This window comes from Legionella nigrisilvae, assembly GCF_977063395.2.
Window position 1 is genome coordinate 44,241 of record NZ_CDRUGZ020000019.1, and the last position, 12,776, is coordinate 57,016.

The following is a 12,776-nucleotide window of genomic DNA, read 5'->3' on the forward strand; positions in this document are numbered from 1 at the left end:
TCCCACGAGCGTTTTAATCGACTTTATTATGCCACAATTTACTCGCTACAATTGAGCCACCGAGTATGAGTACAATCATTGCAAGTGTTATTACTACAGGAATATCAATGATGTCATGCACAATCATTTTTATCCCCACAAAGCCTAAGATTAAACCCAATCCATAATTAAGATAATAAAATTTATTTTGGATGTGCGCCAAAATAAAATAGAAGGATCGCAATCCCAGTATGGCAAAAGCATTCGAGGAACAAGCAATAAATGGATCTTGGGTAATACCTAATACTGCAGGAATGCTGTCAATAGCAAAAATTAAATCGCTTACTTCGATAAAAATAAGAACCACAAATAAAGGAGTCATAAAATACGACTTATTCTTCTTAATAATAAAACGTTCGTCTGAAATTGTTTTTGTTATTGGAAAAAATTTTCTTAATGTTCTTAGAATAAAATTATTCGCAATAAATTGCTCATCTTTAAATAAAGTAAAAAATTTTGACGCGGAATAAAGAAGCAATAAGCCAAATAGATAAAAAATCCAATGAAATTTATTGATCAACCATATACCTAAGACAATGAGTATGATTCTCATAAAAATTGCGCCTAATACACCAAACAATAAAAGTCGACGCTGATATTTCATGGGTACAGAAAAATATTTAAATATCATGACAAATACAAATATATTGTCGATCGATAATGATTCTTCAATTAAATAAGCTGTAAAAAATTCCAGTGCTTTTTGGTTGGCTATATGGGTTGTTTCGTTTTGCATTAGATACACCCATAAAAATGTGTTAAAAAGTAAAGCTAAGACAATCCAAACCGTGACCCACATTATAGATAACTTTAATGAAGCCGGGCCTTCTTTTTTTCGGGTCAAAAAAATAAGGTCAATACTCAAGACAATGAGTATTAAAACAATAAAAAACAACCATAACCACCAGGTTCCTATAGAATGCATTTTGATCTGCCTGACCTTTTAAACACCTGTTACTTATCCATTTTTAGGTTCATTTTTTTTATTATTACCAACATATTCATCATCTAACAATACATTTCACTCTAAATATCAACGTTCTTTATAAAATAAAGGGCAGGTATAAATTTGGCTTAAATAATCATAGCAAGCGTTGCGCAGATTCCGCTTCTGGGAAAAAATGAGATTGATAAAATGTCATTCTTGCATCTAATGCAACCCTGGGATGGTTCTAAAATTTAGGGACCGTAATCTAACTTTTCGCAATTTTATAATTTAGGAATGGATTCCTCATTGTGTGTTAATACATATCCCGTAAATGCTTTTTCAGCAAACCACTGAGCATAGTCATCGATATTCGGAGTTAGGAAGGCTTTAAAATCCCAACCTAACTCATTGTGATTAAAGGGTCCTAATTCAATATTTTTTTCATGGGCAAGGCCTCTGACCATCCATTCAACAATAGCAGAGTTTCCTCGGCCAACGGGTTGTAATCGAGCAAGACTATAAGCAAGTTTTCCTGCACTTTTAAGAAATTCCTTTATATCTTGATCAGGAGTCCACTCCATACAATCCTGAAAATAAGGTTGAATTAATTCAAATTGCACCTGAAAATAGCTTGAGCGATCACGATAATCCTGATGAAAAGGAGTAGGACAATGATCAATAACTATCCCTGTTTTACTATCATTCTTCCCATAATCTTCGAAGGTAATTGTAAGAACTACATCATCCTCAATAAAGGGAAATTGTGATGTGGTATTTTTCTTATGTAATAAATCAAACTCCTCTGGGGTTAATTTAATTTTAATCGTGTATTTTGCCCCTTCTTCTGATTTATGTTCTTGTCGATTTACCTCTACATGTTCATTCTTTTGTTCAATCAAATTCTTCAAATGTTCATAAATCTTATCCTTTTGGGTAGGCAGATGTTTTGATAGATTAAACTCATCTGTGGACATAAAACCTGGTTTATTAATTAATCCAAATTGATGTCTAAGCGGGCCTTGTTTCAACATTTTTGCTACTTCACGGCGTTTATCCGCTAACCAAGCATAAGTACAGCCTACCTGGGAGCTCAACATATCAGGAGGACAATTAATATCTTTATGAACGATTGGCGGTTCTTTTGGAAAAGAGGATACTTTTGAGCCCAATTCATGAATCACTTTTTTACTGTATTCGAGCCATTGCTCTTGTTTTGAAGCATCAAAATCTTTCAGGCGGTCTTTAGAGGAGACCGTATTCGCTGGGGTAGCATCGTCTGACGAAAATAAGGTATTGCGATTTGTTCCTACCCGTTGCTCTGTTTTCTCATCTTTCATAATCAACTCCACCGGCTGGATTATTTTTAATTATAGATGGGAAATATAACTCTGAGATAACTGGTAGCCACCAGTCCTATTTGAAAATATTGGATCCCACTTCTATATTTATTTTTTATCCCTCTTTTTCCAAAACGAATATTTGGACAGAACTTGATCGGTTTGCATTTTGACATGCTAGGTCATTATGTTAACGGACTCAGAAGTTCATTGATTTTTAAAGCGTAATAAAAATAAAAATGGGAGCTTGCTTATGAACACCAATGAACACACGGAACTGGGTGATGCGTTACGATTTCAAGATTGGGAGAGCTTAGAGGGCAATCCCTACGTGACCATCGATGAGAAGGGAGGCTTGCGCTTGCAAGTACAAGGGTTTAATGAATTTGGTCTTCCTGAACCCATTGGTTTAAATGTATCTGCAGGCGTCATTATCGCTATGTCTGGCGACTATTTCGGTGGAAAAGAGGTCTCTCTTGATTTACCAAGCGTTGGTGAGTTTAAGAAGAAACGAAAAACTTTAGATCGCACAGGGGCTGGTGAGACCTTAGGTAAATATTTAATTAAAAAGCCAGTTACGCAGGATGAGGAATTAAAATTAATCAACTCTTATAAAAGGTTGGCCAATAACCAGGTCCACCAAAGTGATATCGATACGATTTATACTATTAATAATGGAAACTACATCCCCTTTTCGAGTACTTTGAATTTTTATGTACAACAACTCATGTTTGCTCTGAGGGTAAAAAATTACAGCGACATTTTGAACAGAAATTTATCACATTTTACTCCATGGTCCGTTCGGGTATATACGATAGGCCATCATATAGCTCTCAAATATGCGCGTATTTACTATGAGTTAAAACAATATATTACTCACCCAGATTATCAATCAAAAAATAAGGACTTTAGTGCCCTCCTTGAGCTTCTAAAACTGACGCCTAATGGATTGGATAAAGACAAATTGCACGATCTAGCCCATCGATATCAGGCTTTGGCACTAGGCATGGAGTTTTTTTGTTTCCATTACTATACCGATCATTTTGCTGCCGGACATATTTCATTTATGGGGGATCTACGTGCCCTGCTTCCACAGCATTTTGGAATTTGGGGGAGTATTTTAGTCAACAATTTACATGATGAATTAAACAAAGTGACTGTTTATACCAAACGCATTTACGATCCATCACCCGATAATAGTGAGCCCCCAGTTACAACAAGTGGAGATAATGATTTTAATATTGCCAATAATTATTTTAATAAACAAGCTTGTTTGGCAGGAATGACCTGTTCCTTACAAGATTTAAATTTTGTATTTAACGGGAGTAAATTGCCTGAACAGACTCAATATGGGGGTCTGGAGCAAATGCCGGATATTGATGATGCATATCGCCAACCCCAGCCTTTAATTTTACTAGGAGATGATAATAAGATTTATTACCGTACTGATCTCAATCACATTGAGATCTTATCACCTTCTCAATTACAGGCCACATATGCAGCACCATCACAATATGGATACACTGAGTTAAGTAGTAAATTCGAGGCATTCTTGTTGGTTTTCAAGCTTCGTATGTTACCTTTTATTTATTCCAGTCAAGTCGAAACACTTACTTCCGAGCAACTTAAATTACTGGAGACCGAGGAAAATGAACTTAATCCTGGTAGAAAACCAATTCCGCAACCTCCCACCGCTCTTGGGCAAATACCGGTTACAATACCCATCTGGCAACAACCTGCGACCCAGAACCGATTAATACAGGGGCTTATGAAGAATGGTTTCTTAGCTACTTCGGGAAAAAAGGGCAGTTTATTGGAACAGGATATCACGTTAGACAGCGAATCAACTTTAACGCCCTTATTATAAAAAATAAACAGTTGCGAGCCTGTATTAACTAAACTAATACAGGCCGCTAAATCCACTTAGGTGTTGTATTCTCTTTTCGTGCTAAATGAAGGAGATTTCCAGTAGATGCTGATTTTTTCATACCAAAAAAAGAATGACCAGCAGCTGAGGATCCGTAAATTTGGAATGAGTCAGTGGGATCTGATGGAGCCATTGGAGCATCTACAGAACCAGCATTTGCAGGTTCAGATTCCATTACTGGTCTTTCTTTGAGCTGTTTCGTTAATTGATCTATTGTTTGTTCTGCTCCCGCTACTTTTGAATTTAACTCGCTGTTCTCCTGCTTCAAACGATCTATTTCTTTTTTCATCTTCTCGATTTGTGCTTTATCTGCAGCCGTTTCATCTACACGTTTAATTTGAGAATCAAGATCCTTAATTAAGTCATTGAGTTTCCCTGCCTCTTTATCCACAAGATCAATTTTACATAATTCATCTATTTTCTCTTTATCCAATCCCTTCCATCGACTGATCAGATTTTCAATTCCTGGGCGTTCTACAAACCAGTACACAGCAAGTGCTGCTAAACCCACAACGACGGCTGCAACAACAATGGGCCATGCGGTTGCAGACATGGTCGTCACAAATAAGCTTGCAATCGCTAAAGATACGGTCTGCCCTGCAAAAAAACCACCACTGAAAAAGATCATCCCTGCAACCCCCGCAGTAAGAAATTTTGCAGCAGTTAAGTACATACTCTCAGAGGCTAAGGTTAAATCCATGCGAATTTCATCAAGCTCTTTGTGCCTTTGCAGTAAAATTTTTGCGAGCTTGAGGTATTTATCGAGCTCATCTCTGGTTACTGTCTCCTCTTTGGCAAGACGTATAAGTCGTGCACGCATTGCTTTTATTTGTTTAAATTCGTCGAGTGCCGCATCAATTAATTGGGGAGTTTCTGAAGATTTGACTCCCAGATTTTTTGAGATTTCAACTAAATCAAAACTGCAAAATACAATCATGGAAATAATTGAAAATGCTAGCCCCGTCGCAAAAATAGCAAGTGACGGTATAGAAGAAAAAATTCCCATAAATGCGGTGATACCATCAAACCCTTCACAACCAAAAAAAGTAATACCCGCAAGGGCAAGTAAGGCATATTTAGCTTTTGCAGACATTGGGGTTTTTGTAGTATCTTCTTCCCGTTTTCCGGAATTTAATGACTTATTAAGTTCTCTTAATAAATTAGCGCGTAAGGAGGTAACCAAAAAAAAAGCTTCCTCATTACTCTTAATTTTCGGACATGTTTGATACCAAGTAATTATAGTGTCTATATCAGTGGTCGTTTGGTGTTCAAATAGTTTAACGAGACTTGGATCTATTAAGCCTAATTTGTGAATTAAATCTTGAATATTTTGATTCAGTGTCACCGAATGTGGCATATCGCCTCCCCCTAATTATGGGTTTATTTGGTTTCCCAGCGCGATAAGGGAATAGCTTATATAATACTGATTATTTATTAACCAAATATTAAATCATCCCATAAACCGCCCACAAATGGTTAATTTTTGTAACAAAAGAGCAAAATAATTACAATTTATGCGATCCTAAAGAAAAAAGGTGTAATTATTTATATTCGCTGATGGGGCTGTTTGTGAGAACATATAAACTTAATGGACCTTCTTAGCTCTCGATCGGTTTAGTAGTTAAGAGGAAGATAATCTACAGACGTTAAAGGAATAATCATGCCCAAAAAGGTAATCGAAGTTCCCGAATTACTTTCTTATGAAAAGTATGGGTTTACACAGTGCATTCAATATAATGATTTGATTTTCGTCACTGGCCAAGCAGGACAAGATAAAGAAGGGAAAATAGTCGGTTTGGATATTGAATCTCAAACTCGCCAACTATTTCAAAATATTGAATACGCTCTGCATGCTGCTCACTCAAGCTTAGAGCACATTCTTTCAATGACCTCGTACATTGTTAATATTGAGAAAAATGGCCAGGCTTATTTTGCCACCCGAAAAAATTGTATCCCCGTTTCTTCTTATACAAGTGCTTCTATTGGAGTAGCCGCATTAGCACTGCCTGATTTACTTGTGGAAGTCACTTGTATTGCGGCACCTAAAAATAAATAGAGAAAGCGAGCTTTGCTCGAGAGCTTATTAAAAATTATTATATTGGTAATGCGCAAATCACAGGAGGTTTTTGATGATAATTTTGTATTCTTATCCCGAGCTTTTTGGCCTGCCGGATAATAATCCTTTTGGACTAAAAGTGGAGACTTTTCTTCGGTTAACCAAAATTGATTACCAACATATGCATATTATTAATACCCAAAATGCACCTCGCGGGCAGTTACCTTACCTGATTGATGAAGAGCAGGTTATTACAGATAGTAATACAATTCTGCACCATCTTTCACAAAAATATGTGAATTTAGATCATGACCTAACCGCGGAACAAAAAAATATCCATTTTTTGATGAATCGAATGCTAGATAATCATTTATATTGGATTATGTCCTATTCGCGTTGGCAAGATGAACAATTCTGGCCGTTGTTCAAAGCTGAATTCTTAAAACAACTTTCTGAATTATCAGAAACCTCTCTTGAGCAGGTACGAAAATATAATCTTGAAAAATATCATTACCAGGGTATTGGTAGGTACTCCTCCAAGGATATATATCAATCTGGGATCGACGATTTGCAAGCGATTCTTTATGTTTTAGGAGATAAAGATTATCTATTTGGCAATAAAGTCCATTCACTGGATGCCTGTTGTTATGGTTTTTTAGCCAATATCTTGTATTTTGAGATTGAAACACCTTTAAAAGATTTTATGATGCAAACTCCATTAAGTGATTACACCAATCGGATCAGAGCCTTACTTGGATATTGAATATATAAATTCAACGTCCGATCTAATTAAAAGGATATAGGATTATTTTGGCTTAATAGCGTGGGACATAAGGGTTTATTTTCTGAGCGTAAGATATGGGTTGACGATAGGTTAGGGTATGATCACTCAAACAAGGCGGGGTAGATTGACGCCGAGAGCAATTCCTTCTATCAAAAGAAAATAAAATTAATTTTTATTCCAAATAACGTCAAGAGCCCGTAACTCGCTCTCCGTCAAAAGTTCATATTGATCAATTGCGCGTGTAACATGATCGGGGTAGTGCTCCAGGCATTTTTTAATTAACTTCAATAAATCCTGCTCATTGATAGGTTTGGTAATGAAATCTATAGCTCCTGCTTTTATCGCTCTTACGGCCATGGGGATGTCGCCGTACGCTGTAATAATAATCACTTTGAGTAAGCTATTTTGTCTTTTTAATTTTTCGAGGAGCTCAAGACCATCCATATCAGGCATACGCACATCGGAAATTAAACAGCCCATATGTTTTGAATTATATTGTTCGAGAAAACTTGTCGCATCCAAGTAAGTTTTTACTTCAAAACTCATTGAATCAAAAAGCCATTTCAAAGCACGTAATACATTCTCATCATCGTCAACAATATAAATTGTCTTATTCATTATATGATTCCAAAATATGGTTAGGTAATCTAAAAGAACTTATAGTTCCCTCCCCAGCAGTATTTGATTCTATTTTAATGCGCCCGCCATGAGCCTCAATAATTTTTTTACAAATACTTAGCCCCAGACCCAAGCCATACTCTTTGGTGCTATAGCACGAAGTAAATAAATTATTGAGGACCCCTTGAGGCACTCCAGGCCCATTATCAACAATAGATACCAGTACCTCCGTACCCAGCTTTTTTATCTTAAGTAGTAACGAAGGATTTTTGGTTTGAGCATCGAACATTGCTTCAAAAGCGTTATTAATAAGGTTTAGAAATACCTGGCGCATTTGATTGCGATCCAAATAGACTTCGGCCAAATACTCATCGAATTCATAGTGAACTGTTCCTGAAAAATTCGAATAAAATTTTGACAAGATAACAGACTGTTTCGCTAATGAAACTAAATTTACTCGCTCAAAATGCAATTCTCCATGGGTCACGAAACGTTTCATTCGCTTAATAATAGTACTTATTAGGTCAACTTGTTCCAATGCTTTTTGGAGCACGACGATGAACTCCTTTGAACTGGACCCCTCTTGCTGTAAACGTAAAATACTACCTAATAGATAGGAATTCAGTGCCGATAACGGTTGGGAAATTTCATGAGACAATGAGGAGGCTGCTTCTCCGGAAAAATAACATCTTGATATTCGATCAAGAGTCGTTTGTTGCTGCTTAATTAACTCCTGATTTTGTTTTTGTTCGGTAATAAAATGCCAGGTACCAATCATTTTAATCGGATTATTTTCTGCATCACGAATATAACGTCCACGAGCCGATACCCATTCATAATGTCCTTTAGTGGATTGAATACGAAAATCTGAGTAATGGTCCTCATAATGGGTCAGAGAATTAACTAAGGCATTGGCAATTTCTTCACGATCTTCTGGATGAAGTCGTGTTATAAAATGATCGATATGCCCCACTTTGCTGTCTGCATTTAAAATGGATAGTGATTCAGAGTAGCCAAAATCAATTATTTCATTGGTGCCTAAATCCCATTGCCACACATTTAATTTGCCGACATCCAATAACTCCATTAAGTAATCATGAGAAATTTCGTAGGTGAGATTATTTGAAAATAGATCTTCGGAATATTCCTTTTTTAAATCCAAAGACAACTTGGAGTTCCTCATGATATATCCCCCATGAAATTGAATCCAGCCTAGCTTTATTTGTGTTTCAAATAAGGAAACTATTCTTCATTTTTAAAATCATACCACAGTATTTTTATCACAGAGTTGCATTAATTTGAATTAATATTTAACATAATGATTTTTATCTAAATTATACGTCAACGCACACCAAAGTGGTTCAATGATGATTAGGCTATCCCAACCATCATTGAGAATCTACTTAATGGTCAATGTGGTAAGGCTGATAAACTGGTTCCCATACATTGTCTGCAAGCTCCTCCTCAAATCCTGCTTCATTAACCCCAGCAAGCCCTTCCAATATTGCCTGCTTTCCGACTGCTTTGGCTACAGCAAGACTAATTGAGCGGAGGTTTGCCAATGGGGGTAATAGATTAGCCGATTTATTTTCTCGGGCTGGAGAGCATTCGGCAAGCGCTAGGGCGGCCGCTTTGATCATTCCATCGGAAACCAGTTTTGCCTTGGAAGAGATAATTCCTAAAGCTAAACCGGGAAAAATGTATGAATTATTTGTTTGATCAATATGATATTCTTTCCCTTTGTACTGTACAGGCTCGAAAGGACTTCCTGTTCCAATTAAAGCACGACCTTCCGTCCAATTAAACAGATCTTGGGGTATTGCTTCACTATGAGAAGTTGGATTAGAAAGCGGGAAAATAACGGGGCGATCGGTATACTTTGCCATCGTACGGACCACTTCTTCAGTAAATGCACCTTGTTGGGCTGAAACGCCAATAAGCACCGTCGGCTTAACATTGCGAACCACATCGAGCAATCCGATTTCTTCTGAATTGCTAAGCTGCCATCCAGATACTTCGGAGCGTTTACGCGCAAAAGTAGCCTGATCCGCAGTCAATCCTTTACCCCCTTCAACAAGAAGTCCGTATCTATCCACCGCATAGATACGATCGCCGGCTTCTTGATCGCTTAATCCTGCATCTTTAAGAGCCCCTCGTATCAATTCAGCAATTCCATGTCCCGTGCCACCAAAACCTACAAATACGATTTTTTGTTCTTTCAGTGGAATTCCAGTGACATTAATAGCAGAAAGTAAGGTCCCTGTCGCCATCGCTGCAGTTCCTTGGATGTCATCATTGAATGTGCACAGTTGATCTCGATAACGGGCCAATAACCGTGTTGCATTTACGCCTGCAAAATCTTCCCATTGTAGAAGAACATGCGGCCAACGACGTTTCACTGCAGATACAAAAGTATCCACAAATGCATCATACTCTTCCCCACGAATACGATGATGTCGCCAACCAACATAAAGAGGATCTGCCAATCGTTCTTCATTATCAGTTCCCACATCCAGTAAAATAGGCAAGCAATATTGTGGGGGAATGCCAGCCAAAGCAGTATAAAGTGCCATTTTACCAATAGGGATTCCCATGCCTCCCGCGCCTTGGTCACCCAGACCGAGAATACGCTCACCATCACTTACAACGATACACTTGATTAGATCATAGCGGGGATGAGAAAAAATTTGATCAATCAAATGCTTATTAGGATAACTAAGAAATAGACCTCGTGGTTTGCGAAATATTTCACTGAATTTCTGACATCCCTCACCAACTACGGGGGTATAAACGATAGGAAGCATTTCCTCAATATTATTAATAATCAACGAGTAAAACAGTGTTTCATTATTATCTTGGAGACCCCGTAGGAAACTGTACTTTTCTAATGGAGTAGACAATTCAGTCAATCCATCGTAGCGACGTTTTTGCTGCTCTTGCAAAGTACTCACTTGAGGAGGCAATAAACCGTGAAGAGAAAAGTCATCCCGTTCATGATCAGTAAATGCGGTCCCTTTATTTAATCTGGAATTATTCAACAGATTATAACCGGTCAATTTGGTTTTAATGGTTCCTTCTTTGAGATATTGAGTTTCCTGAGCTGATTTTTTCATTTTTCAAGGTCCTTTTAAATGAAGTATTTTAAACTGCACAACTGTTTATTCGGGTAAAGGGATCCATTCTTTATCATCGCCAGGTATGGTCCCAAACCGCCCTTCGTTCCAATCCAATTTTGCCTGCTCAATTCGTTCCTTAGAACTGGCTACAAAATTCCACCAAAGATATCGTCGTTGTTCAAGTGGGGGCCCACCTAAGATAATCATATGGACCTCAGAAGTAGCCGTTATTTTGACTTCAACTCCTGTTTTAAGGATAAGCATGCTAGTTGCGTTATACGGAATGTTCTCAATAGTTATCTTACCACTTAAAAGATAAATTGCTCGCTCTTCTACTGTGGATGGAATACTAAATTGAATGTGAGGTTTTAATTTACATTCGACAAAAAGTGCACCATTTGGAGCAATAACCGATGATTTAGAGCCCATCCATTCGCCAGTAACAATTCGCAAACTCATATTTTTATCATCATTATATATAGGAATGGCACTTTTATCATAATGGGTGAATGAAGGATTGGTTTCTTCTTTGTTAATAGCTAATGCGAGCCAGCATTGAATGCCAAAGAAGTGATGTGGATATAAACGAGCTTCATATGGCGTACGCTCTGAATGAGCAATCCCTCGACCCGCTGTCATTAAATTCACTTCGCCAGGAACAATAATTTGACAACTGCCAAGTGTATCTCGATGTTCCAATTTTCCAGAAAATAGATACGTCATGGTTGATAAACCAATATGTGGATGCGGAAGTATATCGATTCCTCCTCCCGTTAGCAGTTCGCTTGGTCCTGCTTGATCCCAAAAAACAAAAGGGCCTACAGTTTTTTTCTCCTTAGAGGGGATTATACGCTCTACTTGAAATCCACCCAGATCAACTGCCCGAGGGAGCAACACTACACTAACTTGTTCCGGACATCTTTGAGTCTTACATATTGGGTCCTTCGCATTAAAGTAACTCATTCTTGATCTTCTCCCTTAGACCACAATATCCTGCTCTGACTATTGAAATAAGCATAGCTCAAATTAAGAATTAAGCAGAGTATCGGAAATCAAAGCGCTTACAGCGAGTACCCGTATCAGTAAAAAAACATCATGCTTTTTTGTCCACAAGATAAGAGATAAAAGCACAGTGATAAAAATTTTCTACCTGGTTTTAATTCAATTTTGTACATGTTTGCTTAAATTTTGCAGCAAACTCATTTAAGGTATTTTGTGTTAGCTTGGAATTACCTGCCGCAACATAAGAAATGAATAATTGATTGAAGCAGGACTGGAGTGAACCTTGATTAGGCATTTCTTTGGTATCTGCGATAGTTCCTAGATCAACATAATCAAATTTCAATTGTGCATTGGAATCGACTTTATAATATGCTTTAGCAACACAACAAATAGCGCAAGCAGCCAAATCATCATATGCTTTAACCCTAGGATCAGGCTCTTTGGATAATGCAATAAGATCATAGGCGGTAAGATTTTGACTAAAGATTAAGTGATGGTTGCTTTCGGACACGTTTTGTAAACCCCCATTACAACGATCCCCCCCTGCTAAAGTTTCAAGATTCAAAATATCCGCCTTATTTCTCTTTACAAGATGGATGGCAGTAAAAACTCCAGTGCCACCACCACTATTAAGAGTGTAAAGCCAATATAATTTTTCTCCTGCATTAAAGAACTTATAATAGCTATATCCTTGGGCTGAATCTGAAAATTCGGGATCTTGCCAATTATAACCTATAAAACCTTCGGCAATAAGCTTCGAGTTTTGCCCTTTCATGACGTAATTTTCTTTTGCTAACCCGCATTGATTCAAATCAATTTCATTTCCTTCCATATTAAAGAAACACAACGCATCCACTGGTTTATCATGAAATATAAAATCAGCAGGAATAGCCGCCCTTATTTCTCCAGCAAAAAGATATGAAAAGAAACAAAAACAAACGGTTCTAACCCACATGCTAAAATATCCTT

General features: G+C 37.4%; 11 protein-coding genes. 3 read left to right on the forward strand and 8 right to left on the reverse strand.

The annotated features are described in order from the left end of the window. Positions 1–13 precede the first annotated feature (13 nt). A complete protein-coding gene (locus tag ACWTE2_RS05310; protein ID WP_454784481.1) occupies positions 14–964 on the reverse strand; it encodes a TerC/Alx family metal homeostasis membrane protein in 951 nt (316 codons plus the stop codon). Between the two features lie 284 nt (positions 965–1,248). Next, a complete protein-coding gene (locus ACWTE2_RS05315) occupies positions 1,249–2,304 on the reverse strand; it encodes a hypothetical protein (protein WP_454784482.1) in 1,056 nt (351 codons plus the stop codon). A gap of 253 nt (positions 2,305–2,557) precedes the next feature. On the opposite strand from ACWTE2_RS05315, the gene ACWTE2_RS05320 reads away from it, so the two are divergent. Then, the gene (locus ACWTE2_RS05320; protein ID WP_454784483.1) at positions 2,558–4,171 is read left to right on the forward strand and encodes a hypothetical protein; all 1,614 of its coding nucleotides are present in this window, start codon (positions 2,558–2,560) and stop codon (positions 4,169–4,171) included. A 46-nt stretch (positions 4,172–4,217) separates the two neighbouring features. Here ACWTE2_RS05320 and ACWTE2_RS05325 read toward each other — a convergent pair whose 3' ends face one another. Then, the gene (locus tag ACWTE2_RS05325) at positions 4,218–5,588 is read right to left on the reverse strand and encodes a coiled-coil domain-containing protein (RefSeq protein ID WP_454784484.1); all 1,371 of its coding nucleotides are present in this window, start codon (positions 5,586–5,588) and stop codon (positions 4,218–4,220) included. Positions 5,589–5,891: 303 nt separating this feature from the next. On the opposite strand from ACWTE2_RS05325, the gene ACWTE2_RS05330 reads away from it, so the two are divergent. Together ACWTE2_RS05330 and ACWTE2_RS05335 are read left to right on the forward strand one after the other, a co-directional pair. Beyond that, a complete protein-coding gene (locus ACWTE2_RS05330; RefSeq protein WP_454784485.1) occupies positions 5,892–6,287 on the forward strand; it encodes a RidA family protein in 396 nt (131 codons plus the stop codon). 73 nt (positions 6,288–6,360) lie between these two features. Then, positions 6,361–7,050, forward strand: coding sequence for a glutathione S-transferase family protein (locus tag ACWTE2_RS05335; RefSeq protein ID WP_454784486.1), 690 nt, complete (start codon positions 6,361–6,363; stop codon positions 7,048–7,050). Between the two features lie 186 nt (positions 7,051–7,236). On the opposite strand, the gene ACWTE2_RS05340 is transcribed toward ACWTE2_RS05335, so the two are convergent. The 5 genes from ACWTE2_RS05340 to ACWTE2_RS05360 all read right to left on the reverse strand — a co-directional run bounded on the left by ACWTE2_RS05340 (position 7,237) and on the right by ACWTE2_RS05360 (position 12,762). Continuing rightward, the gene (locus tag ACWTE2_RS05340) at positions 7,237–7,689 is read right to left on the reverse strand and encodes a response regulator transcription factor (protein WP_454784487.1); all 453 of its coding nucleotides are present in this window, start codon (positions 7,687–7,689) and stop codon (positions 7,237–7,239) included. After that, entirely contained in the window at positions 7,682–8,872 is a 1,191-nt protein-coding gene (locus ACWTE2_RS05345; protein ID WP_454784488.1) for a sensor histidine kinase, read from the reverse strand. Before ACWTE2_RS05345 ends, ACWTE2_RS05340 begins: the two co-directional genes overlap by 8 nt. 220 nt (positions 8,873–9,092) lie before the next feature. Then, positions 9,093–10,802, reverse strand: a complete 1,710-nt coding sequence (locus tag ACWTE2_RS05350; protein WP_454784489.1) for an NAD-dependent malic enzyme — start codon at positions 10,800–10,802, stop codon at positions 9,093–9,095. Between the two features lie 45 nt (positions 10,803–10,847). After that, complete coding sequence (locus ACWTE2_RS05355; protein ID WP_454784490.1) at positions 10,848–11,768, reverse strand: pirin family protein; 921 nt, start codon at positions 11,766–11,768, stop codon at positions 10,848–10,850. Between the two features lie 193 nt (positions 11,769–11,961). Further along, on the reverse strand, positions 11,962–12,762 hold the full coding sequence (locus ACWTE2_RS05360) for a hypothetical protein (RefSeq protein WP_454784491.1): 801 nt from the start codon (positions 12,760–12,762) through the stop codon (positions 11,962–11,964). Between the last annotated feature and the right edge of the window lie 14 nt (positions 12,763–12,776).

Excerpts from the sequence above, each read along its gene's own strand:
- ACWTE2_RS05310 (WP_454784481.1), bottom strand. The coding sequence starts at position 964 with ATGCATTCTATAGGAACCTGGTGGTTATGGTTGTTTTTTATTGTTTTA.
- ACWTE2_RS05315 (WP_454784482.1), bottom strand. The coding sequence starts at position 2,304 with ATGAAAGATGAGAAAACAGAGCAACGGGTAGGAACAAATCGCAATACC.
- ACWTE2_RS05320 (WP_454784483.1), top strand. The coding sequence starts at position 2,558 with ATGAACACCAATGAACACACGGAACTGGGTGATGCGTTACGATTTCAA.
- ACWTE2_RS05325 (WP_454784484.1), bottom strand. The coding sequence starts at position 5,588 with ATGCCACATTCGGTGACACTGAATCAAAATATTCAAGATTTAATTCAC.
- ACWTE2_RS05330 (WP_454784485.1), top strand. The coding sequence starts at position 5,892 with ATGCCCAAAAAGGTAATCGAAGTTCCCGAATTACTTTCTTATGAAAAG.
- ACWTE2_RS05335 (WP_454784486.1), top strand. The coding sequence starts at position 6,361 with ATGATAATTTTGTATTCTTATCCCGAGCTTTTTGGCCTGCCGGATAAT.
- ACWTE2_RS05340 (WP_454784487.1), bottom strand. The coding sequence starts at position 7,689 with ATGAATAAGACAATTTATATTGTTGACGATGATGAGAATGTATTACGT.
- ACWTE2_RS05345 (WP_454784488.1), bottom strand. The coding sequence starts at position 8,872 with ATGAGGAACTCCAAGTTGTCTTTGGATTTAAAAAAGGAATATTCCGAA.
- ACWTE2_RS05350 (WP_454784489.1), bottom strand. The coding sequence starts at position 10,802 with ATGAAAAAATCAGCTCAGGAAACTCAATATCTCAAAGAAGGAACCATT.
- ACWTE2_RS05355 (WP_454784490.1), bottom strand. The coding sequence starts at position 11,768 with ATGAGTTACTTTAATGCGAAGGACCCAATATGTAAGACTCAAAGATGT.
- ACWTE2_RS05360 (WP_454784491.1), bottom strand. The coding sequence starts at position 12,762 with ATGTGGGTTAGAACCGTTTGTTTTTGTTTCTTTTCATATCTTTTTGCT.